The following is a 22,907-nucleotide window of genomic DNA, read 5'->3' as shown; positions in this document are numbered from 1 at the left end:
CGAACCGTCCCACCGTCCTCGAAACGAGACCCCCGTGCCCTCCTCCCCCACCCTGCTCCCCGTCGACGTGCACCTCCGTCCCGACGAGCTCGAGCGGGCCCTCAGCGCCGACGTCCGATCCGGGCTCACCGCCCAGCCCAAGGTGCTGCCGCCCAAGTGGTTCTACGACCAGCGCGGCTCCGAGCTCTTCGACGAGATCACCCGCCTCGACGAGTACTACCCCACCCGCCGGGAGGCGGAGATCATCGGGCGCGTGGCTCCCGCGGTCGCCGCCTTCGGGGCGGAGACGCTCGTCGAGCTCGGCTCCGGGTCGTCGGAGAAGACCCGCGTCCTGCTCGACGCCATGGTCGCCGACGGGCGCCTCGCCCGCTACGTGCCCTTCGACGTCAGCGAGGACTTCCTCCGCTCCTCGGCGGCGGCGCTGGCCGAGCAGTACCCCGCCCTCGCCGTGGGCGCCGTGGTGGGCGACTTCGAACGCCACCTGCCGGCCCTCGCCACCCTGCCCGGCGACGGGCCACGGCTGGTGGCCTTCCTCGGCGGCACCATCGGCAACCTCGACCCCGCCCAGCGGGCCACCTTCTTCGCAGCCCTGGCCGGTGCGCTCCGCCCCGGCGACGGCCTGCTGCTCGGTACCGACCTGGTGAAGGGCCCCGACCGCCTCGTGCGCGCCTACGACGACGCCGCCGGGGTCACCGCGGCGTTCAACAAGAACGTGCTGGCCGTCATCAACCGCCACCTCGGCGCCGACCTCGACCTCGACCGCTTCGCCCACGTGGCGTCGTGGGACGACGAGGCCGAGTGGATCGAGATGCGCCTCCGCTCGCTCGGCGCTCAGCGGGTCCAGGTCCGCGACCTCGACCTGGTGGTCGACCTGGCCGACGGCGAGGAGATCCGCACCGAGATCAGCGCGAAGTTCCGCCGGGACCGGGTGGCCGACGAGGTGGCTGCTGCGGGCTTCGAGCTCCGCGAGTGGTGGACCGATGCGGCCGGGGACTTCGCCCTCAGCCTCAGCGTCCGCCGCTGACACTCAGGGTGCCGGGCGGACGCTGAGGTCGGCCACGGCGTCGATCAGGCGGTCGAGCTCCTGGTTGGTGTTGTAGTAGTGCACCGAGGCCCGGACCATGCGGTCGAGACCCCGGTCGGCGAGGTCCCAGCGTGCCCCCGTGATCGCGGTGACCGAGGTGTTGATCTGCTGCTCGCGCAGGGCCTGGGAGACGTCCGCGGCGTCCCACCCGTCGACGGTGAAGGTGACGATGCCGCAGCGCCGCTCGCCCCGGTCGTGGACCCACACGCCGTGCAGGGCCCCGAGGCGCGTGCGGATCTGCCCGGCAAGGTCGACGACACGCTCCTCGATGGCCTCGAGCCCCAGGTCCAGCGCGTAGTCGATGGCCGTGACGAGGCCGAGCTTCGCGGCCACGCCGACCTCCCACAGCTCGAAGCGGCGGGCATCGCCGCGCACCTCGTAGCGCCGGTCGTCCTCCCACGAGGCGCTGAAGAGGTCGAGCACCGGCGGGTCGACGATGTCGAGGGCCCGGTCCGAGACCCACAGGAACCCCGTCCCCCGCGGGCCGCGTAGGAACTTGCGGCCGGTGGCGCAGAGCACGTCGCACCCGATGGCGGCGACGTCGATGGGGAGCTGCCCCGTCGACTGGCAGGCGTCGAGCAGGTAGAGCGCCTCGCTCTCCCGGACGACGGCGCCGATGGCCTCGGCCGGGTTGACCAGCCCGCCCTGGGTGGGGACGTGCACCGCGGCGACCAGCTTCACCCGCTCGTCGAGCAGGTGGGCCAGCGCGTCGACGTCGAGTTGGCCGTGCTCGTCGTCGGGCACGACCTCGATCGAGGCGCCGGTGCGGGCCGCCACCTGGAGCATGGCGATGACGTTGCTGGCGTACTCGGACTTCGACACCAGGATGCGGTCGCCCTCGCCGAGGGGCACGCCGTAGAAGCCGAGGTCCCAGGCCCGGGTGGCGTTGTCGGTGAAGGCGATCTGGTCGGCGCGGCCGCCGACGAGGGCAGCGGCGACGTCGTAGAAGCGGTCGAGCTCGTCCCGCCGGATGGCAGCCGCCTCGTAGCCGCCCACCCTGGCCTCCAGCCACAGGTGGTCGGTCATGGCGTCCAGCACCGGTCGGGTGGGCAGGGCCGCGCCGGCGTTGTTGAAGTGGGCCACGTGGGCGACGCCGGGGGTGTCGTGGCGCACTCGGGGGAGATCGATGCCGGCCATGGCCTGATGTGTAGCAGCACCCCTCTCACCCCGGCTCAACTCGCCGGGAAGGGCACCGATGAGTAACCCAAGTGTCTCTCTCGGATCGAGGTCTGCCGTGTTGCTCGTGACGCTGGTGCTCGCCGCGGTGGTCGTGGCCATCGCTGCTGCCGTGGCCGTGCGAGAGCGGCGCGCCCGCCGGCAGGTGGAGGCCGAGCTGAACCAGCTCGCCCACCACGACCGACTCACCGGGTTGCCCAACCGCTCGGTGCTCGAGCCCTGGGTGGCCGACTGCCTCGCGTCCTCGCGGCGACATTCCGCCCGAGCGGCCACGATGCTGATCGACCTCGACCGCTTCAAGCACATCAACGACGCGTACGGCGCCAACATCGGCGACGAGCTCATGAAGGCCATCGTGGCCCGCCTGCGCACCGTGCTCCGCCCTCAGGACAAGCTCATCCGCAGCGCCGGCACCCAGTTCGCCATGCTCTGCCCCGAGATCCCCGACTCCACGGCCGCCGAGCAGCTCGCCCGCCGGGTGCTCGGCGCCATCCAGACCCCCTTCCAGGTGGACCAGGACCTGATCGCCCTGGACGCCTGCGTGGGCCTGACCGTCACCGACGAGCGCCTGAGCGACGTCGGGTCGGTGCTGCTCGACGCCGAGGTCGCCCTCTACAAGGCCAAGGACGACGGGCCCGGCTCCATCGCCATGTTCGAGCAGTCGATGCACGCCCGCCTCACCCCGGCGAACGCCAACCGCCGCCTGACCGAGGCCCTCGCCCGCGGTGAGTTCCAGCTGCTCTACCTCCCCATCATCAACCTCGAGAACGACCGCATGACCGGTGTCGAGGCCCTCATCCGGTGGATGGACCCCGAGCGGGGCCTCATCAGCCCCGGCGAGTTCCTCCCCGCCATGGAGGAGACCGGCCTCATCGTCCCGGTCGGCGAGTGGGTGCTCCAGGAGGCCTGTCGCCAGGTGGTCCAGTGGCAGCAGGCCTACCCCGACCTCGGCCCCATCGACATGACCGTCAACGTCTCCGCCCGACAGGTGGCCCAGAGCGACTTCCTCGACGTGCTCCGCGACGCCGTGTCGGTCCCCGCCGGCGTGCGCCCACCTCAGCTCTGCCTGGAGGTCTCGGAGGCAGCGCTCCGCGACGACCTCGACACCGCTTGGACGATGCTGCGCCAGGCCAAGGAGCTGGGCGTCTCCCTCGCCCTCGACGACTTCGGCACCGGCTCCTCGTCCATCCAGTCGGTGCGCACCTTCCGCTCCGACGTGATGAAGATCGACCGCCAGTTCGTCTCGGGCCTCGGCATGGCCCGGGAGGACACGGCCATCGTCGAGCTGATGCTCGCCCTGGCCAACGAGCTCGGCATGATCACCATCGCCGAGGGGGTCGAGACCCCTCAGCAGCTCGAGGCGCTCCGCCGCCTGAAGTGCAACCGGGCCCAGGGCTACCTCTTCGGCCACCCGGTCGCGGCCCAGGTCATCGAGGACATGCTCTACGACATCTCCCTCACCCGCACCCAGGCACCTCCCCGTGGCGGGGAGTCGCTGCCCCAGCGCGGCATCGCGGCCCCGGCCGAGGTGCTCCTGCCCGCCGAGCCCGCCGCCGCGCCCCGTCCGCCCATGCCCCAGCCGGCGCCGACCGCCCGCCCGGCGGAGATCCCCGCCCAGTCCCCCGCCGCGTGGCCCGGCAGCGAGACCGAGGTGGCGGCCGCGGCCGCCCAGGCCGGCCGTGCCGCCCTCGCCGCCCGCATGGCCCGCGCCGTGGACGCCGAGCGCGCCGAGGCGTCCGCAGCCGCGGCGCCCGCCCCTGCACCCGCTGCGGCCGCCGGGCCGGTCCAGCGCGATGCGCCCCGCCCGCACGAGCCCCAGCCCCTGATGGCGCCTCGACGCCAGGCCCCCGCCGGCCCCGCCGGCACCGTGGTGCCGCCCGTCAGCCGGGTCCCCCGCCGCCGCTCCGAGCTCGCCAGTTAGCTCACTCGGTTGGTCTCGTAGGCCCACATCGCCAGCTCGACCCGGTTCCGGGCGCCGAGCTTCTGCATGAGGCTGGCGAGGTGGGTCTTCACGGTGCTGAGGCTGATGCACAGGTCGTCGGCGATCTCCGCGTTGGTGCGGCCGCGGGCGACGGTGACCAACACCTCCTCCTCGCGTTCGGACAGCGGGTCGAACGGCTGCGCCCCCGGCGACCGTGGGGAATCGCCGAGCTCGGCGAAGGCCGACAGCAGGCGAGCCGTCACGCTGGGGGCGATCAGTGCGTCGCCGCTGGCCGCGCAGCGCACCGCCTGAGCGAGCAATTCGGGCCCGGCATCCTTCAGCAGGAACCCGCGGGCGCCGGCCTTCAGCGCGCCGTGCACGTACTCGTCCAGGTCGAAGGTCGTGATGACCACGATGGCGAGTGGATCGGTCACGTCGGGGCCCGCCAGCCGGCGGGTGAGCTCGATGCCGTCGAGCTCGGGCATGCGGATGTCGAACAGGCACACGTCGGGGCGCAGCTGGCGCGCGAGATCGAGCGCCTCCAGGCCGTCGGCGGCGTCGCCCACGACCTCGATGCCGGGCTGTGCGTCGAGGATCATGCGCAGACCGGTGCGCACGATGTCCTGGTCGTCGGCGATCAGCACGCGGATGGTCACGCCGTCACCGCCCGACGGGGCAGCGTGGCCGTGACGGTCCAGCCCCCGCCAGGAGCGGGCCCGGCGGCGAACGTGCCCCCGAGGAGCTTGGCCCGCTCGGCCATTCCGACCAGCCCGAACCCCGGGGCCGAGGCCGTCGGCCCGACCGTGGCGCGCCCGTCGTCGACGACCGTGAGGCGCACGTCGTCGTCGTCGGCCTCGACCCGCACCTCGACCTCGGAGGCCTGGCGGGCGTGGCGCAGCGCGTTCGTCACGGCTTCCTGCGCGAGACGGAAGCAGGCCGCATCGACCGCCGGGCGGAGCTCGTCGACCTCCCCGGCGACCGTCACCACCACGCGGGGACCGGGTCCGCCACCGCGGTGCTCCAGGCGGCACAGGTCGCGGATGCCCTGCTGGGGCCGCAGGTCCGCTTGGTCGCCCTGGCGCAGCGTGCCGACCATCGATCGCATCTCCTCGAGGGCGCGGGTCGCCTCCTCCTCGATCACCGAGAGCGCGTCAACCGCGGCTTCGGGCCGGGTGGCCGCCACGACCCGGCCGGCCTGGGCCCGCACGGCGATGGCGGAGACGTGGTGGGCGACGGTGTCGTGGAGCTCGCGGGCGAGCTCCTCACGCTCGCGCGCTCGCAGCCCGGCCACCTCCTCGGCCCGCAGCTCGACGGCGTAGCGGACGGCGACGCCCACGGCGCAGGCGAGCAGGAGCACGATGGCCCCGCCGACGATGTCGCCCACCGGTGCACCGGCGGCCGCGGTCAGCACCACCGGGATCGAGAGCACGAGGAGGCCCAAGCCAACCTCGCGCCCGGACCCCCATCGCGTCAGCGAGTACGGCAGCAGGAGCAGTACGAGGCTGACGAACAGCCCGTCCCAGGTCACGTCGCGGACGAGCGCCACCGTGTGGCCCAGGCTCATCGTCCCGAACACCAGGGCCACGACCAGAAGGGGGTGGACCCGGCGCCAGGGCAGCAGGCAGGCGACGGCGACCGTCACGGCCAGGGAGGGCCACCGCCACACCATCTGGTCGCGGGCGACCGTCTCGATCGCCGCCACCACGACCACGACCCCGACGAGCCACCAGTCGCGCGGTGTCGGTCCGGTGGGATCGGCGGCTCGTGGCTCTGCCCAGTACGGACGACTCGTCAGCAGCACCACGGGGCAAGGGTACGAGAACCCATCCGGGTGGGGATCAGCCGAAAGGACGGTTCGGGAGTCGGCCGATCAGGCGATGCCGAAGTGGCCGGACGCCTGATGTGGCGTGGCAGTGTCCTCCCGAAGATGGCGGTCATGCCGACCTCGATGATCGATCGCGCCCCTGCCGTGTCACCGCCTGCCGACGAAGGAGGTGACGGTGCCTCACCGCGGGACGGCTCCCTCCTCAGCCGTCTCGGTGCCTGGTGCTTCGACCACCGCCGAGCGGCCGTCGCCCTGTGGGCCGGCCTCCTCGCCGTGGTCTTCGTGGCCGCCGGCGCCGTCGGTCCCGCCTTCGACAGCGGTTCGGCGGCACCGGCCTCCGACAGCGACGCCGGGTTCGCGGCACTGGAGGCCCACTTCCCCGAGCTCGGTACCGGCGGTCAGTCCGGGACGATCGTGTTCCGGGCCGAGCAGGGCGTCGACGATCCCGAAGTGGTCGGAGCGATGGAGGAGCTCTTCGCCACCGTGGACGCGGGGTTCCCCGACGAGGAGGGCGTCCCGAGCGCACCGGGCGCCACGGTGGTCTCGCCCTACTCGGATCAGGGGGCGGGTCAGATCGCCACGGCCGGGCCCCTGGCCGGCCGCCTCGCGTTCGCCACGGTGCACCTCTCGGCCGACATCGACGACACCGAGTCGGCCCGGATCGGGGAGCTGATCGCCGAGGAGGCACCGTCGATCGAGGGCCTCGAGGTCCTCGCGGGCGGCCAGTACCTGGCCACCATCGAGCCACCACAGACCGAGCTGATCGGCATCGCCTTCGCCATCGTGGTGCTCATCGTCTCGTTCGGGTCGGTGCTGGCGATGGGCCTGCCCATCGCGGTGGCACTGGGCGGCGTCGGCATCGGCCTCGGATCGGTCGTCCTGCTCACCCAGGTGGCGACCGTGCCGGAGGACACGATGCTGCTCGGCACGATGGTCGGGCTGGGCGTCGGCATCGACTACGCGCTCTTCATCGTCACCCGCTACCGGGAGGCGGCGGCCGCCGGCCACCCGCCGAGGGACGCCCTCGTGGTCGCGATGGGCACGGCCGGCCGGGCCGTCGTCTTCGCCGGCGCCACCGTCGTCGTCTCCATGCTCGGTCTCCTGCTCGTCGGCATCGGGATGCTCTCGGGCATGGGGATCGGCATCTCGGTCACGGTGCTCGCGACCATGTTCACGTCGGTGACCCTGCTGCCCGCCCTCATCGCCATGACCGGTGGGCGGCTCGAGGTCACCCGGTGGCGGGGACTGCTCGCCGCCGGCGGTGCGGCGGTCGCTCTCCTCGGTGTCGGCATCGACGTCACCCCGCTCGTCGCCGTCGGAGTGCTCGTGACCGTCTCGGTGCTGGTGGCGGGTCGCTTCGTCCCCGACCTGCGACGCGAGGTGCCGCACCGGGCGGCCAAGCCGGCCGAGACGACGCTGTCGCACCGCTGGAGCCGCACCATCCAGCGGCGACCGTGGCCGTGGGCGGTGGCCGCGGCGGTCGTCCTCGTCGTGTTGGCCACGCCGGTGCTCGGCCTGACCCTGGGCTGGACCGACGAAGGCAACTTCCCGGAGGCCACCGACACCCGTCAGGCGTACGACCTGCTCGCCGACGGCTTCGGCCCCGGATTCAACGGCCCCTTCGTGATCGTCGCCACGACGGGGCCCGACACGACCGATGCGAGCATCGACGACCTGCACGCGGCCCTGGTGGCGACGCCCGGGGTTGCTGCCGTGACCGCACCCGTCGTCGACGATCCGGCGGACCCCAGCGCCTACCTGATGACCCTCATCCCGACATCGGCACCCCAGGACGAGGCCACCACCGACCTCGTCCGCACCCTCCGTGAGGATGCGGTCCCCGCGGCGGCTGCTGCCGGCCTCGACGTCCACGTCACGGGCGGCGCTGCCACCAACATCGACGTCACGGACTACCTGGCCGAGCGCATGCCGCTCTTCTTCGCCGCGGTCCTGGGCGTGTCGTTCCTGGTCCTGCTGGTGGTGTTCCGCTCCGTGCTGGTCCCGCTGAAGGCCGTGCTCATGAACGTGCTCTCGATCGCCGCCACCTACGGCGTGGTCGTGGCCGTCTTCCAGTGGGGCTGGGGGGACACGCTCCTCGGCATCGAGCAGGGGCCGATCAACCCGTTCATCCCGCTCATGCTCTTCGCCATCGTCTTCGGGCTGTCGATGGACTACGAGGTCTTCATGCTCTCCCGCATCCGTGAGGAGTACGACCGCACGGGCGATGCCACGACCTCGGTGGCCGACGGCCTGGCCTCGACCGCACGGGTCATCACCGCCGCCGCCGCGATCATGGTCGTGGTCTTCGGGTCGTTCGTGTTCGAGGACATCCGCGAGATCAAGGTCTTCGGGCTGGGACTGGCCCTCGCCGTGTTCCTCGACGCCACCCTCGTCCGCATGGTCCTCGTGCCGGCCACGATGGCGCTGCTCGGCGACCGCAACTGGTGGATGCCGCGATGGCTCGACCGGCTGGTGCCCCACGTCACGGTCGAAGCGGCGAGCTCAGCCGCTCCCCCCGCTACGGCCGACCCGGGGGCGGCATGAGGCCTCCGTTGGCCGTCAGCCGGGCTTGGGGCGGGTGCCGGCGCGGGCCATGCCGGCCTCGAGTTCGGCGATGACCGTCTCGATCACCTTGACCCGGGCGAAGCGCTTGGACTCGGCCTCGATGACGTGCCAGCGGTGGCGGTGGCGGTCGGTGCGGTCGAGCATGTCCTCGACGGCCTCGACGTACTGGTCCCACTTCTCGCGGTTGCGCATGTCCTCGGGCGTGAGCTTCCAGCTCTTGAGGGGGTCGTCCTTGCGGCGCTCGAATCGCCGCATCTGCTCGTCCTTGGATAGGTGCAGCCAGAACTTGACCAGCACCATGCCCTCGTCGGCGAGCGATGACTCGAACTCGTGGATCTGGTCGTAGCTGCGATCCCACTCGTCGGGGGTGGCGAAGCCCTCGACCCGCTCGACCAGCACCCGCCCGTACCACGAGCGGTCCAGCACGGCCATGCCGCCCCAACCCGGCAGCACCGGCCAGAACCGCCAGAGGAAGTGGTGGCGCAGCTCGTCGGGCGTGGGCGCCGCGAATTGGGCGACCCGCACGTGGCGGGGATCGAGGTTGGCCACCAGCCGTTTGATGGCCCCGCCCTTGCCCGAGGCGTCCCACCCCTCGAACAGGACGCACAGCGGCGGGCCCAGCTCGCCGTTGCCGATCTGGCCGCCGCACTCGAGCCGGAGCCGGAGCAGCTTCTCCTGGGCGGCGGCGAGGCGCTCCGCCTCCTCCTTGCGGGAGAGGTGCAGGCTGAGATCGACGTCGTCGAGGCGCCCCATCAGGCCGCCAGCGCCCGCTCGAGCACGTCCACGCACTGGTCGAGCTGCGCGTCCGAGATGACGAGCGGCGGGCAGAAGGTGAGGTGGTTGGGCGGGACGGCTCGGACGATGACTCCGTCGGCACGCATGGCGTCGCGCACGACGGCGATGTCCTTGCCCTCGGGGAGGCTCACCGCCCACACCGCCCCCTCGCCCCGGACCTCGGCCACGAGGCCATCGGCCTCGAGGGCCCGCAGCCCCGAGCTGAGCCGCAGGCCGATGCGCTCGGCCGCGGGGAGCAGCTCCTCGCGCTCGGTGATGGCCATGGAGGTGAGGCCGGCGACGCACGCCGCCGGGTGGCCGGAGTAGGTGTGGCCGTGGCGGAGCAGGAACGCCGGGTCGGCCTCCAGGGCGGCGCGCACCGCCGGCCCGACGACGACGCCGCCGAGGGGCAGGTACCCCGAGCTGACGCCCTTCGCGAAGGTGACGAGGTCCGGGCGGATGCCGAAGTGGGTCGACCCGAACCACTGGCCGAGGCGGCCGAACCCGGTGATCACCTCGTCGGCGATGAGGAAGGCCCCGTGGCGGTCGCACAGCCGGCGCAGCTCCTCGAGGTAGCCGGGGGCCGGAGGGAAGACGCCGCCGGCGCCCTGCACCGGCTCGGCGATGACCGCGGCGATCTCGTCGCCCTGCTGGGCGAACACGGTGGCCACCGCCTCGAGGTCGTTGTTGGGCACGGTGGCGTGCCCGGGGTGCATGGCGCCGTAGCCGGCCTGGTTGGCGGGCAGGCCCTGGGCGGACATGCCGCCGTAGGTGACCCCGTGGTAGCCGAACTCCCGGCTGATGACGAGCTGCTTCTCGGGATGGCCGAGCAGGCCCTGGGCCAGGCGGGCCAGCTTCAGGGCGCTGTCCACGGCCTCGGACCCGGAGGAGACGAGGAACACCCGGGCGTCGTCCATGGGGGCGCGGGCCACGATCTCGGCGCTGATGCGCTCGGCGGGCTCGTTGGTGAAGGGGTCGAAGCAGTGGTAGCCGGCGAGGGTGCGCAGCTGCTCGGCGACGGCGTCGGCGATCTCGGTGCGTCCGTGGCCGACGTTGCAGTACCAGAGGCTGGCCATGGCGTCGACGTACCGGTTGCCGCCGTCGTCCCACACCACGGCGCCCTCGCCGCCCACGATCTTGACGAAGGCGGCCTCGTCCTTGGCGGGCGGGGCGAACGGGTGCAGGAACGGGGACAGCGCCATGCCGCGAATCTAGACGCCCTCTGTCGCCCGGGGGCCGTGGTCGGGCGTCGGCGTCCGGGCGCCGTAGCCGACGGGTGAGCCCTGGAGGACGACCAGTCGCCGCTCGGTCATCTCCTGCACCGCGTAGGGCGGGCCCTCGCGGGTGTTGCCCGAGTCGCGCACGCCGCCGTAGGGCATCTGGTCGGCCCGCCACGTGGGGACCTCGTTCACCAGCACGCCACCGAAGTCGAGGACACGCCCCGCCTCGAGGGCCCGCGCCACGTTCGTGGTGAAGACCCCGGCCTGGAGCCCGTAGCGGGTGTCGTTGGCCAGGCGCAGCGCCTCGTGCCAGTCGTCGTAGACGGCGATGCCCACCACCGGCCCGAAGACCTCGGTGTTGCACACCTTCATGTCGGGAAGCACCCCCGTGAGGACGGTCGGGGCCAGGACGCCGCCGTCGATCGTGCCCCCCGTGCACACCTCCGCGCCCTCGGCCGCCGCCTCGCGCACCCACGACTCGACCCGCTCGGTCTCGCCGGCGTTGATGAGCGCGCTGACGTCGGTCTCGGGGTCGAGCGGATCCCCCACCTTCAGCTGAGCGACCTCGCCGACCAGCGCCTCGGTGAAGGCCTCGGCCACGTCACGGTGCACGAAGATGCGCTGCACCGAGATGCACGACTGGCCGGCGTGGGAGAACCCCGCCACCTTGATCTTGGCCGCGGCCACTTTCCAGTCGCCGTCGGGCTCGATGATGACCGGCGCGTTGTTGCCGAGCTCGAGGTTCACCCGCTTGCGCGGTGCCCGGGCCCGGATGCCCCAGCCCACCGGCGGCGAGCCGGTGAAGGTGATCATGGCCACGTCGTCGTGGGTGACGAGGTGGTCGGCGACGCTGCCCGAGCAGGTGACGATGTTGAGCCAGCCGGGCTCCAACCCGCACTCCTCGACCAGCAGCTCGACGAGGGCGAGGGCGGTCAGGGGCGTGGCCGACGCCGGCTTCAGCACCACGGGGCAGCCGGCGGCGATGGCCGGCGCCAGCTTGTGGGCGACGAGGTTGAGCGGGAAGTTGAACGGGCTGATGGCGCCGACCACGCCGATGGGCACCCGCTGGACGAAGGCCAGCTTGCCCTCGCCGGCGCTGCTGGCGTCGATGGGCACCATCTCACCGGAGAACGTGCGCGCCGTGGCCGCGGCGAAGCGGAAGGTGTCGACCGCGCGGGCGGCCTCCACCCGGGCCGTCTTGATGGGCTTGGCCGCCTCCTCCGCGACCAAGCGGGCGAAATGCTCCTGGCGGTCGGGCTCGGAGAGCAGCTCGGCGGCGCGGTCGAGCACGGCCGCCCGCCGGTGGGTGGGCAGCGGGCCCTCCCGGTGGCGGGCCAGCGCCACGGCGACGGCCCGGTCGAGGTCGGCGGTGGTGCCCGCCGGCACGCGGCCGATCTCGTGGCCGTCGTAGGGCGACGTGACGACGCTGACGGCCTCCGCGGAGGCTGCCTCCACACGTTCGTCACCGATCCGGAAGGGCGTGATCTCGCTCATCCGCGGAGGCTACCGGCGCCACGCCGGCGGGTTCAGCGGTTCGTGGGGAAGTGCAGGTCGAGGCTGCTCGGTGCGGTGCCGAGCTCGGCCGGCACCCCCCAACGCGTGGTGACGACCTTGCCGCGGGTGTAGAAGGACACGCCCTCGGGACCGTGCACGTGGGTGTCGCCGAACAGCGACTGGCCCCACCCGCCGAACGAGTAGAACGCCATGGGCACCGGGATGGGGACGTTGATGCCCACCATCCCGACCTCGACCTCGGCCTCGAACCACCGGGCGGCGGCGCCGTCGCGGGTGAACAGCGCCACCCCGTTGCCGTACGGGCTCGCGTTGACGAGCGACACGGCGTCGGCCAGCGACGGGGCGCGCACCACGCTCAGCACCGGGCCGAAGATCTCGTCCGTGTAGATCGTCATCGAGGGGTCGACCCGGTCGAACAGGCAGGGGCCGAGGAAGAACCCCTCACCGGCGGCCCCGCCGGCGACCTCCGGGTGGCGCCCGTCCACCACGAGCTCGGCCCCGGCGGCGATCCCGGCTTCGACGTAGCCCGCCACACGGTCCCGGTGGGCGCCGGTGATCAGCGGACCGAGATCGCTGTCCGGCTCGGTGCCCACGCCCACCCGGAGCGTGCGGGTGCGCTCGGCGATCTTGGCCACGAGCTCGTCGGCGATGGCGTCCACGGCCACGACGACCGAGATGGCCATGCACCGCTCGCCGGCCGACCCGTAGCCCGCACTCACCGCGGCGTCGGCGGCGGCGTCGAGGTCGGCGTCGGCGAGCACCACCATGTGGTTCTTCGCCCCGCCGAGGGCCTGGACCCGCTTGCCCGAGGTGGCGGCGGTCTCGAACACGTGGCGGGCGATGGGCGTGGAGCCGACGAAGCTGACCGCGCCGACCGACGGGTGCGTGAGGAGCGCGTCGACGGCCTCGCGGTCACCGTGCACGACGCTGAGCACGCCGTCGGGAAGGCCGGCCTCGGTGAAGAGCTCGGCGAGGCGCACCGACGCGGACGGGTCCCGCTCGGAGGGCTTCAGCACGAACGCGTTCCCGCAGGCGATGGCGATGGGGAACATCCAGAGCGGGACCATGGCCGGGAAGTTGAACGGGGTGATGCCGGCGGCCACGCCCACGGGCTGGCGCACCGAGTGGCTGTCGGTGCCGGTGGAGACGCTCTCGCTGTGGGAGCCCTTCAGGAGGTGCGGGATGCCGCAGGCGAACTCGACGACCTCGAGGCCTCGGGCCACCTCGCCCCGGGCGTCGTCGAGCACCTTGCCGTGCTCGGAGGTGATCAGCGCGGCGATCTCGTCGGTGTGGCGCACGATGAGCTCGCGGAACGCGAACATCGTCTTGGCCCGCTTGGTGAGCGACGAGGAGCGCCACTCGGCCGCGGCCGCCACCGCGGCGGCGACCACGTCGTCGACCTCGGCGGCCGAGGCGAGGGGGACCGTGCGGGTCACCGCTCCCGTCGCGGGATCGAAGACGTCGCCCACCCGCCCGCCCTCCGCGCCCGTCCAGGCGTTGCCACGGTGCCAGTGATGGATGAGGTCGTCGGCCATCGGGACATCCTCGCCGATCCCGGCGGTTACCGTCGCACCTGATGAGCACCCCCCTCGCCGCCGGCTACCGCGAGACCCCCCTCTGGACCGACGAGCGACCCCTCGCCGATCGCGAGCCTGCGCCCCTGCCGCCGCGCGCCGACGTCGTCGTCGTCGGCGGCGGCTACTGCGGGCTGGCCGCCGCCACCGAGCTGGCCTCCCGGGGGCTCGAGGTGGTGGTCGTCGACCGCGAGGCGCTGGGCTGGGGGGCCAGCAGCCGCAACGGGGGCATGGTCATCCCCGAGCTGAAGGTCGGCCCCGCCGCGCTGGAGGCCAAGTACGGCGAGCTCGGCCGTCGCCTGTTCCAGGCGGTCAACGACGCGTTCGACCAGGTGGAGTCGCTCGTCACCGGCGAGGGCCCCATCGCCTGCGACTACGAGCGCACCGGGCAGCTCTACCTCGCCCACCACCCTCGGGTGGTCGAGCACCTCCGCCACGAGGCCGACGAGATGAACGCCGCCGGCCAGCCCGCCCACTTCGTGCCTGCCGGCGAGCTCGCCGGCGAGATCGGCTCCGACCAGTACTTCGGTGGGCTGTTGCTCGAGCGCACCGGCGGGCTTCAGCCCGCGGCGTTCCACCAGGGGCTCGAGGCCCTCGCCGACGAGGCCGGCGCGCTGCTGCACCCGCACACCGCAGCAGAGGGCGTCGAGCGGCGAGGTGCCGGGTTCACCGTGCGCACCGACCGGGGCACCGTCGAGGCCGGCCAGGTGATCGTGGCCACGAACGCCTACGCCGACGGGCTCGTCCCGCCGCTGCGTCGACGGGTCCTGCCCGTGGGCAGCTACATCATCGCCACCGAGCCCCTGGCCCCCGAGGTGCAGGCCGCGGTGAACCCGCACCGGCGCATGTTCGTCGACAGCAAGAACTTCCTCTTCTACTGGCGCCTGACCGCCGACGGGCGCATGGTGTTCGGCGGGAGGCGCAGCCTCGCGCCGGTCTCCATCACCGAGGCGCGCGACTTCCTCTACGAATCGCTCGTGCGGGTCCACCCGCAGCTCGCCGGCGTGGCCGTCACCCACGCCTGGGGCGGCAACGTGGCCATCACCTTCGACCGCATGCCCCAGGTCGGCGTGCTCGACGGCGTGCACTACGCCACCGGCTGCAACGGCTCCGGCGTGGCTCTCAACACCTGGATGGGTACCCAGGTGGGGGCCATGGCCGCCGGCGACCCCGCCCCTGCCTTCGCCGAGCTCCGCGGCCCGTCCATCCCCGTCCGGGGGCTGCGGGGCGCGTACCTGCCCCTCGTGGGCCAGTGGTACCGCTGGCGGGATCGACGCCCCTGAGCGGTCGAGCCACCACGTTCCGTGCCCTCGATGGGAGGAGCTTCTCACCCTCCGTGGTCGCAGAAACTCCCTGTGTCACATTTGCGCGATCCGGGGTAAGGTCCGCGGTGTGAAGGTGTCGCCGCCCACCCGGCTCACCGGGCCAGCACCCCGGGGGCAGGCCCTGCGGATCGCCGCCGCGGTCACCGCGACGGTGGTCCTCGGCCTCACCGCCAGCACGGCGGTCGCCCTCGCCGACGACGGTGTCTCCGGCGACCCGATCGCCGTGGGTGCGGGCGTGGCCACCACCGTCGTCGACCCCACGGCGACGACGATGGTGCCCGAGCCGCCCACCGCGGCCCCGACCACCACCACCGAAGCACCGACCACCACCACCGAGGCGCCCGCCACCACGACCACCACCGAGGCGCCGACCACCACCGAGCCACCTCCGGTGCCCACCTCGATCGTGTCTCCCGGTTTCAGCGGCTGCGCCGGCGGCAACAACGGACACGGCGGCGGGCACGACGATGACGATGGCGACGACGACGGCCCCAAGAAGGAGCACAGCTGTCGCCCGCCGGGGGTGATCGCTCCCAACCGGCCCACCACCACCTCCACCACGGAGCCACCGGCTCCCACCACGACCGAGGCGCCGACCACCGTGCCGCCCACCACCGTGGCCGGCGGCGGCGTCGACTCGCCCGGGTCCACGGGCGCCGACGACCCGGACGCCACGGGCGGGGACGATGACGCCGAGGCCGCCGTGACCGACGAGCAGACGGACGGGGCCACCGACCCGTCGAGCGCCGGCGGGGGCCAGGACGCGAGCGCTTCGGCGGGAGGCGCCGCACCTGCCGGGGACGGTGAGACCGCCATCGCCCCGTTCGGGGAGACCGCGCTGGCCGAGGGTGGCCTCGCCGCTCCCGCCGGCAGCATGGCCCCGGCGCCACCGTTTACCTCCCGCCTCTGGGCCGCCCTTCCCCTCGGCCTGGTCATCGGCCTCGTCCTCGTCGGCGTCGCCCTCGGGGCGGTGCGCATCGCCCGCCTCGGCACCACCCCCTGAACCGGACGCCCTGAGCCGGACGCCCTGATCCCCCTCGCCCTGAACCAGAGGCCGGGGGCCGCCGGCTTCACCGACCCGCTGCCCCGCTGGCTTCCCCGTCGCTGACCTCTCGCCTCCTGCCGGCGTCGACGAGGGGCTCAGTCGCCCAGGCCCGCGGTGGCTTCGGTGTCGATGACGATGCGGCCACGGCCCTTCGACTTCGCCTCGTACATGGCGGCGTCGGCCCGGCCGATGAGGTCGCGGGTGGTCTCGTCCGCATCCATGCTGAGGGCGACCCCGATGGACGTCCCCACCAGCACCTCCGCGCCGTCGACGCTCGCCGGCCGGGCCACCTCGTCGCGGATGCGCTCGGCCACCACCAGGGCGTCGGCGGCCGACGGCAGGTTCTCGCAGATCACCACGAACTCGTCGCCGCCGTAGCGGCCCACGGTGTCGGCGGACCGGGCCGCCCGCTGGACGCGCACCGCCACCTCCCGGAGGAGCTCATCGCCGGCGGCATGGCCCCAGCGGTCGTTGACCTGCTTGAACTCGTCGATGTCGAGGAAGATGGCCGCCGCCCGCGATCCGTCGCGGCGACCGCGTTCCAGCGCGTGGCCGAGACGGTCGTTCACGATCACGCGGTTGGGGAGGTGGGTGAGCGGATCGTGCGTCGCCTCGTGTGCGAGCCGGTCCTCGACCGCCTTCTGCGCGGTGATGTCATGGGCGGTGATGACCAGGCCCTCGACCGCCGGGTCGTCGTAGAGGTTCGTGACCGCGCCCTCGAACCACCGGTACTGGCCGTCGTTGGCGAGGACGCGTATCTCGATGCTGGCCCCACCGGCCGCCTGGGTGAGCGCCTGCTCGAAGCGGGCACGGTCGTCGGGGTGCACGACCGTGGCGAGGACCGCCCCCAGCGCCTCCTCCGACGTCCACCCCAGCAGCGCGGTCACCGAGGGGCTGACGAACGAGATCGTCCGTTCGTCGTCGGTGACGACGATGAGGTCCGGCAGGTTGTGCACGAGGGCGCGGAAGCGGGCCTCCGTGCGGCGGACCTCCTCGGTCGCGGCCGCCGCCATGGCCAGCGCCGACGCTCTCGTCGAGGCGAGGCTCCAGACCAGGGCGGCGAGGAGGACCGAGAGGGTGGCTCCGCCGGCGAGGATCCACAAGGGCTCGCGCGTGGTGGCGCCGCCGAAGCCGTCGACGTCGACCACGGTCAGAGCCCAGCTCTGACCGAGGCGCTCCACCGAGGCCTCGGCCGTCGTGTCCGGGTCGGCGCCGTCGAGCGCCTGGACCGGCCCACCGTCGGCCAGCGTGGTCGAGGCGACGAGGACGGGACCGGCCTCGGGGGTGCTGGGTCCCGGCGCATCGGGGTCGCCGAGGTCCTCGAGCTGCGCGGCGAGCTCGCCGCCGGTCGGGGCCACGGCGGCCTCCAGCAGGTCCTGCGCGGAGCTCACCACGACCACCCAGCCCTGGAGCCCTTCGATACGTCCCGTCGGAGTCGTGGGAGTGGTGGCGCCCCGGTACACCGGCACCGCGACGGCGACACCGGACTGGCGCAGCGACGGGTAGGCGCGCGCCGTGGCACGGGGCAGCATCTCCAGCGTGTCGCTCAGCACCGCCCGGCCCTCGACCCGAGCGCCGTCGAGGGCGGCCCGTGTGGCCGGGACGGTGGCGAGGTCGAGCCCGTCGAACACCGGCACCGACTGCGACGGCGCCTCGAAGGTGGCCACCAGGTGCTCGTCGCCTCCCGTCGGGTTGTTGACGTCGAACCCGGGCACCCCCCGGGCCTGGACCTCGGCCCGCAACTCGTCGAGGGCGACGGTCCCCGAGGCGGGCTGCACGTACACGACGCTGGCGGCGTCCCCCGGGTCGAGGTCGGCGGTGGCCGTGGCCGCCGCCCGCTCGAACGAGCGCTGCGTGACGGGGTCGTCGCCATCGGCGAGCTCGGTGCGGGTCGACCGGGCGGCGACGGCGAGGGCGTCGAGCCGGGCCGCGAGGTCGTCCTCGACTTCGGTGGCGGCGCCGGTGAACGACGTCGAGGCGTCGTCGCGCAGCACCGCACGCCAGACGGCGGACGCGACCACGCTGGTCACCAGCCCGCCGATCAGGACGACCAGCGCGATCGCCAGGGGCGAGCGCCGGGATCTCACTGCGCCCGAGGTTACCCCGTCGGGTTCTTCCTGACGCAGCACGTGCCGGCCCGACCACGCAGTGCGGTCGGACCGGCCCGGAACCTAGGAGGCCAGCTCAGCGCAGAAGGCCCCGAACACGTCCACGTAGCGATCGATGTCCTCCTCGGTGTGCTGCGCCGAGATGGTCCACTGCTCCTCGTCGCCCGGGGTCATGAAGATGCCCCGGTTGATGACCCACGCCCACGAGGCCGCGAACAGCGTGGCGTTCGTCTCGAGGAAGTCGCGGAAGTTGCGCAGCGGCTCGGGGCGGTAGCAGACGCAGCCCTTGCAGCCGAGGTCGACCACGTTGGCGGGGATGCCGTGCTCGGCGATGGCGTCGCGGCAACCGGTGGCGAGGCGGGCGCCCAGCTTGGCCATGTGCTCGTAGGCGTCGGGGGTGAGCACCTCCGTGAGGGCGGCCAGACCCGCGGCGGCCACGAGGGGGTTGCCGTTGAACGTGCCCTGCTGGGCCGCCCCGTTGGCGATGACGTCCATCACCTCGGCCTTGCCGCCGAAGGCCGCCGTCGGCGTGCCGCCGCCGATGGCCTTGGCGAAGCAGGCGAGGTCGGGCTGCACGCCGAAGAGCTCGGTGGCCCCGCCGGCGGCGATGGTGGCGCCGCACTTCACCTCGTCGAAGATGAGGACCACGCCGTGGGCGGTGCAGATGCGCCGAACCTCGGCGAGGTACCCCTCGTCGGGCAGGACGAGGCCGATGTTCATCATCACCGGCTCCATGATCAGACAGGCGATCTCGCTGCCGCGCTCGCCGAGCATGCGCTCGAGGGCCGGCGCGTCGTTGTAGGGCACCACGAGGGTGTCCAGCGCCATCTCGGCCGGGATGCCCTTGGACATCGGGGTCGACTGCGGGTTCTCGCGGTCGCCCATCTCGTTGGTGTCGGGCACCACCGAGAACATCACCGTGTCGTGGTGCCCGTGGTACGACCCCTCGATCTTCAGCACCTTGTCGCGGCCGGTGTACGCCCGGGCGATGCGGATGGCGTCCATGGTGGCCTCGGTGCCCGAGTTGCAGAACCGCACCTGGTCCATGTTGAAGCGCCGGCACAGCTCCTCGGCGAAGGCCACGGTGAGCTCGGTGGTCACCGCGAAGTGGGTGCCACGGCGCACGACGTCGGAGACGGCCTCGACGATCTTCGGGTGGGCGTGGCCCACGGCGTTGACGCCGAAGCCGGAGTGGTAGTCGACGTACTCGTTGCCGTCGACGTCCCACACGTGGCTGCCCTCGCCCCGCTCGAGGTAGATCGGGTACGGGTCGGCGGCCTGGAAGGACGAGGCCACGCCGAGCGGCAGCGATCGCACCGCCCGCTCGAAGAGGGCGGCCGACTTCGGCGTGCGCGCCTGCATGGCCGCGCCCTCCCGCTCGATGATGGCGTGGGCCCGGTCCATGATCTGGTCACTCATATCGTTTGCTCCTCCTCCGTCGTCGCCCCTTCGGGATCCGACTCTCGACTGTTGTGCTGCTCCGCTCCGCTTCGCAGCCTCACGCCCGCTCGCCCCCGACTCACGTGTGGCTGATCATGACGTGCTTGATCTCGGTGTAGGCCTCGAGGGCGTACACCGACATGTCCTTGCCGTACCCCGACTGCTTGAAGCCGCCGTGGGGCATCTCGGGGGTGAGGGGGATGTGGTCGTTGACCCACACGGTGCCGAACTGGAGGGCCTTCGACAGGCGCATGGCCCGGCCGACGTCGCGGGTCCAGACGCTGGCGGCGAGGCCGTAGTCGACGCCGTTGGCCCAGGCGACGGCCTGGTCCTCGTCGGCGAAGCGCTGGACGCTCACCACCGGGCCGAAGACCTCCTTCTGGACGATCTCCGCGTCCTGGGCGGGGCCGGCCACGACGGTGGGCTCGAAGAAGAAGCCGTCGCCGCCGACCTTGGCGCCGCCGGTCACGACCTCGGCGCCGGCCTCCTTGGCCCGCTCGACCATGCCCGCCATGCGCTCGCGCTGCGCGCTCGAGATCACCGGGCCGAGGTCGATGGCCTCGTCGGTCGGGTCGCCCAGCGGCAGCGACGACACCGCGTCGGCCAGGCCGGCGACCAGGTCGTCGTAGATACCGGGGGCGGCGACCACGCGGGACGCGGCGGTGCAGTCCTGGCCGGCGTTGTAGTAGCCGCCGATCTTGATCGCCTCGATGACGGTCTCGAGGTCGGCGTCGTCGAACACCAGCACGGGTGCCTTGCCGCCGAGCTCGAGGTGGACCCGGGCGAGGCTGTCGGACGCGGCCTTGGCGATGGCCTTGCCGGTGCCGACGCTGCCGGTGAGCGAGATCAGCCGGACCTCGGGGTGGGTGACGAGCGACGCGCCGGCGGTGGGGCCCTGGCCGGTGACCACGTTGAGGGTGCCGGCGGGGAGGATGTCGTGCTCGGCGATGAGCTCGGCCATCCGCAGGGTGGTGAGCGGGGTGAGCTCGGACGGCTTGAGCACCACGGTGTTGCCGGTGGCGAGCGCCGGGCCGATCTTCCAGATCGCCATCATGAGCGGGTAGTTCCACGGGGTGATGGAGCCGACCACGCCGAGCGGGTCGCGGCGCAGCATCGAGGTGTAGCCCGCCATGTACTCGCCGGCGGCGCGGCCTTCGAGGGTGCGGGCGGCGCCGGCGAAGAAGCGCAGGTGGTCGACCATCTGCCCCATCTCGTCGGCCATGGTGTTCATGGGCTTGCCCACGTTCTGGCTCTCGAGCTTGCCCAGCTCGTCGCTGTGCTCGTCGAGCACCTCGGCCAGCTTCCAGAGGGCGTTGGCGCGATCACCCGGGGTCGACTGGCCCCACTCGCCGGCGAAGGCCGCAGCGGCCGCGGCCACCGCGGCGTCGACGTCGGCCTTGTCGCTGGAGGCGACCTCGGCCAGGCTCAGGCCCGTGGCGGGATCGAGGACGGCGTCGGTGGCGCCGCTCTGCGCCGGCACCCACTCGCCGCCGATGAAGTTCTGGTCGGGCATGTCCCCTCCGGATGGTCGTTCGCGTTCGTGCGAGTGATTCCGTCGTCAACGTGTCGACAGACGACGGATTCGATCGTCAGATGCTAGCCCATCTGTGACAATCTGTCTCGATGGCCGCCGCGCCCGACCCCGTCCCCCTCGATGACATCGACAAGCGCATCATCACCGAGCTCCAGATCGACGGGCGCCTGCCGTACGCGCGGCTCGGGCCGGCGGTGGGACTGTCGCAGGCCGCCGCCCGCCAGCGCGTCCAACGCCTCATCGAGCGCGGCGTGATGCAGGTGGTGGCCGTCACCGATCCCCTCGCGCTCGGCTTCAACCTCGAGGCCATGATCGGCATCCGCGCCGACGGCGACCTGCGGGCGCTGGCCCGCACCCTGGCCGCCATCGACGAGATCGACTACGTCGTGGTCACCTCCGGCGGCTACGACGTGCTCGTCGAGACGGTGTGCGAGGGCACCGACGAGCTGCTCGACTTGCTCAACGACCGCATCCGCACCCTCCCCGGCGTCCGCTCCGCCGACGCCTTCCCCTACCTCCACCTCGAGAAGCAGACCTACGCCTGGGGCGTGCGGTGACGGCGGGACCGCGGCACACCGACGAACCGGATGGCGAAGCCGCTCCGAGGGACGAGGAGCCAGCGGTCAGCGCTTGAAGTGCTTCCCCAGGGTCTCGACCTGGCCCTGGTAGTTGCTGCCGATGTCGGCGCCGTACAGCTTCGCCGGCGGCTCGATCATCTGCTCGAAGGTGAGCTTGCAGACGGGCTGGCGGTGCTCGATGAGGAAGGGCACGTCGTGGGCCCGCACCTCGAGGGCGGCCCGTGAGCCGTGCATGGCGCCGTCGCGGTCGTAGCCGAAGCCGGGGTCGAAGAACCCGGCGTAGTGCGTGCGCAGCTCACCGCTGGTGGGGTCATAGGCGGTCATCTCGGCGGCGAGGTCCGGCGGGACGCGCACGCTCTCGTCCGACAGGAGCAGGTAGAAGCGCTCCGGGTCCAAGATGATGCGGTCGCCGCCCTCGCGGGGCACGGGCTCCCAGTAGTCGGCGGGCGCGTGGGTGCGCACCTGGCCCATGTCGAGCAGCGGGGCGTTGCCCTTGGCGCGGTAGCCGACCCGCCCGGACTCGTCGCCTTCGAGGTCGAGGCTGAGGAAGAGCCCGTCTGCGGTCGCCAGCTCGGCATCGGAGACGGGCTCGTCGCCGCGGAACAGGAACGGTTCGCGGGCGTGGCGCTCGTGCAGCTCGTCGTCGGTGAGGCCGGCCCGGCCGCTCACGAGGCGCAGCTGGTTGAGCGCGAGGCGGTGCTTGACCCGCACGGTGAACGACAGGGGGACCACCTCGAGCCAGAGCCGGCCCTGGTAGCCGGCGTCGATCTCGTCGAAGCGGTAGCTGTGGTCGGTGATGACCCGGGTGAACACGTCGAGGCGCCCCGTCGAGCTCTTGGGGTTGGTGCGGGCCCGCACGCCGGGGGGCAGGGCCAGCTCCTCGATGAGGGGGATCAGGTAGGGCCGGTTGGTCTCGAGCACTGCGCCCTCGTCGCGCAGGTCGAGCTCGTCCACCACGAGGTCGTCGAGCTTGGCCTCGACGGTGTCGTCGTCGGGCAGGAAGCTGGCCCGCACGCGGTAGGCCCGCTCGCCGAGGCGCAGGTCCACGCTGGCGGGCTGGATGGCGTCGGTGGGGATCTTGTCGTAGGTGGCGCCGATCCAGCCCGCGGCGATGGCCCGCTCGAGCATCTGGCTGGGCAGCACCCCCTGGGCACCGTGGGGCAGCACCGGGTCGGCGCCGTCCGGCGCGGTGTCAGGGGCCCCCTCGTCCATCCGGCGGGAGC

Annotated in this window: 17 protein-coding genes; 6 read left to right on the top strand and 11 right to left on the bottom strand. The window is 72.7% G+C overall.

The window, feature by feature from the left end:
• Positions 1–34 precede the first annotated feature (34 nt).
• The gene (egtD, locus tag JNK12_00760; protein ID MBL8774421.1) at positions 35–1,024 is read left to right on the top strand and encodes an L-histidine N(alpha)-methyltransferase; all 990 of its coding nucleotides are present in this window, start codon (positions 35–37) and stop codon (positions 1,022–1,024) included.
• A gap of 3 nt (positions 1,025–1,027) precedes the next feature.
• Here egtD and JNK12_00755 read toward each other — a convergent pair whose 3' ends face one another.
• Entirely contained in the window at positions 1,028–2,221 is a 1,194-nt protein-coding gene (locus tag JNK12_00755) for an aminotransferase class V-fold PLP-dependent enzyme (GenBank protein ID MBL8774420.1), read from the bottom strand.
• A gap of 97 nt (positions 2,222–2,318) precedes the next feature.
• Here JNK12_00755 and JNK12_00750 point away from each other — a divergent pair, with 97 nt between their 5' ends.
• Complete coding sequence (locus JNK12_00750; GenBank protein ID MBL8774419.1) at positions 2,319–4,181, top strand: GGDEF domain-containing protein; 1,863 nt, start codon at positions 2,319–2,321, stop codon at positions 4,179–4,181.
• Here JNK12_00750 and JNK12_00745 read toward each other — a convergent pair.
• Positions 4,178–4,837 (bottom strand): response regulator transcription factor, encoded by a 660-nt coding sequence (locus JNK12_00745; protein ID MBL8774418.1) that lies wholly within the window; start codon positions 4,835–4,837, stop codon positions 4,178–4,180. The genes JNK12_00750 and JNK12_00745 overlap by 4 nt on opposite strands.
• A complete protein-coding gene (locus tag JNK12_00740; protein ID MBL8774417.1) occupies positions 4,834–5,985 on the bottom strand; it encodes a sensor histidine kinase in 1,152 nt (383 codons plus the stop codon). The genes JNK12_00745 and JNK12_00740 overlap by 4 nt, the downstream gene beginning before the upstream one ends.
• A gap of 132 nt (positions 5,986–6,117) precedes the next feature.
• Here JNK12_00740 and JNK12_00735 point away from each other — a divergent pair, with 132 nt between their 5' ends.
• Positions 6,118–8,550 carry an MMPL family transporter gene (locus tag JNK12_00735; protein MBL8774416.1) on the top strand — a complete coding sequence of 811 codons (2,433 nt, stop codon included), beginning with the start codon at positions 6,118–6,120 and terminating at the stop codon, positions 8,548–8,550.
• A 15-nt stretch (positions 8,551–8,565) separates the two neighbouring features.
• On the opposite strand, the gene JNK12_00730 is transcribed toward JNK12_00735, so the two are convergent.
• The 4 genes from JNK12_00730 to JNK12_00715 are packed head-to-tail and all read right to left on the bottom strand — an operon-like array spanning position 8,566 to position 13,615.
• Complete coding sequence (locus JNK12_00730) at positions 8,566–9,324, bottom strand: UDP-galactose-lipid carrier transferase (protein ID MBL8774415.1); 759 nt, start codon at positions 9,322–9,324, stop codon at positions 8,566–8,568.
• Positions 9,324–10,547 (bottom strand): aspartate aminotransferase family protein, encoded by a 1,224-nt coding sequence (locus JNK12_00725; protein ID MBL8774414.1) that lies wholly within the window; start codon positions 10,545–10,547, stop codon positions 9,324–9,326. Before JNK12_00725 ends, JNK12_00730 begins: the two co-directional genes overlap by 1 nt.
• A gap of 9 nt (positions 10,548–10,556) precedes the next feature.
• Entirely contained in the window at positions 10,557–12,059 is a 1,503-nt protein-coding gene (locus JNK12_00720; GenBank protein MBL8774413.1) for an aldehyde dehydrogenase family protein, read from the bottom strand.
• Positions 12,060–12,091: 32 nt separating this feature from the next.
• Complete coding sequence (locus JNK12_00715; protein MBL8774412.1) at positions 12,092–13,615, bottom strand: CoA-acylating methylmalonate-semialdehyde dehydrogenase; 1,524 nt, start codon at positions 13,613–13,615, stop codon at positions 12,092–12,094.
• Between the two features lie 41 nt (positions 13,616–13,656).
• Between JNK12_00715 and JNK12_00710 the strand changes: the two genes are divergently transcribed.
• Both JNK12_00710 and JNK12_00705 read left to right on the top strand, forming a co-directional pair.
• A complete protein-coding gene (locus JNK12_00710) occupies positions 13,657–14,937 on the top strand; it encodes an FAD-binding oxidoreductase (protein MBL8774411.1) in 1,281 nt (426 codons plus the stop codon).
• A 109-nt stretch (positions 14,938–15,046) separates the two neighbouring features.
• The gene (locus tag JNK12_00705) at positions 15,047–15,982 is read left to right on the top strand and encodes a hypothetical protein (protein MBL8774410.1); all 936 of its coding nucleotides are present in this window, start codon (positions 15,047–15,049) and stop codon (positions 15,980–15,982) included.
• Positions 15,983–16,119: 137 nt separating this feature from the next.
• Here JNK12_00705 and JNK12_00700 read toward each other — a convergent pair whose 3' ends face one another.
• The 3 genes from JNK12_00700 to JNK12_00690 all read right to left on the bottom strand — a co-directional run bounded on the left by JNK12_00700 (position 16,120) and on the right by JNK12_00690 (position 21,085).
• The gene (locus JNK12_00700) at positions 16,120–18,111 is read right to left on the bottom strand and encodes a diguanylate cyclase (GenBank protein MBL8774409.1); all 1,992 of its coding nucleotides are present in this window, start codon (positions 18,109–18,111) and stop codon (positions 16,120–16,122) included.
• An 84-nt stretch (positions 18,112–18,195) separates the two neighbouring features.
• Complete coding sequence (locus JNK12_00695; protein ID MBL8774408.1) at positions 18,196–19,551, bottom strand: aspartate aminotransferase family protein; 1,356 nt, start codon at positions 19,549–19,551, stop codon at positions 18,196–18,198.
• A 100-nt stretch (positions 19,552–19,651) separates the two neighbouring features.
• The gene (locus JNK12_00690; GenBank protein MBL8774407.1) at positions 19,652–21,085 is read right to left on the bottom strand and encodes a gamma-aminobutyraldehyde dehydrogenase; all 1,434 of its coding nucleotides are present in this window, start codon (positions 21,083–21,085) and stop codon (positions 19,652–19,654) included.
• 110 nt (positions 21,086–21,195) lie between these two features.
• Here JNK12_00690 and JNK12_00685 point away from each other — a divergent pair, with 110 nt between their 5' ends.
• On the top strand, positions 21,196–21,663 hold the full coding sequence (locus JNK12_00685) for an Lrp/AsnC family transcriptional regulator (GenBank protein MBL8774406.1): 468 nt from the start codon (positions 21,196–21,198) through the stop codon (positions 21,661–21,663).
• Positions 21,664–21,729: 66 nt separating this feature from the next.
• Here JNK12_00685 and JNK12_00680 read toward each other — a convergent pair whose 3' ends face one another.
• Entirely contained in the window at positions 21,730–22,896 is a 1,167-nt protein-coding gene (locus JNK12_00680) for a 2'-deoxycytidine 5'-triphosphate deaminase (GenBank protein MBL8774405.1), read from the bottom strand.
• Positions 22,897–22,907: the final 11 nt, after the last annotated feature.

This window comes from Acidimicrobiales bacterium (genome assembly GCA_016794585.1).
GTDB lineage: Bacteria > Actinomycetota > Acidimicrobiia > Acidimicrobiales > DATDAH01 > JAEUJM01.
This window is presented reverse-complemented; position numbering and strand designations above follow the sequence as displayed.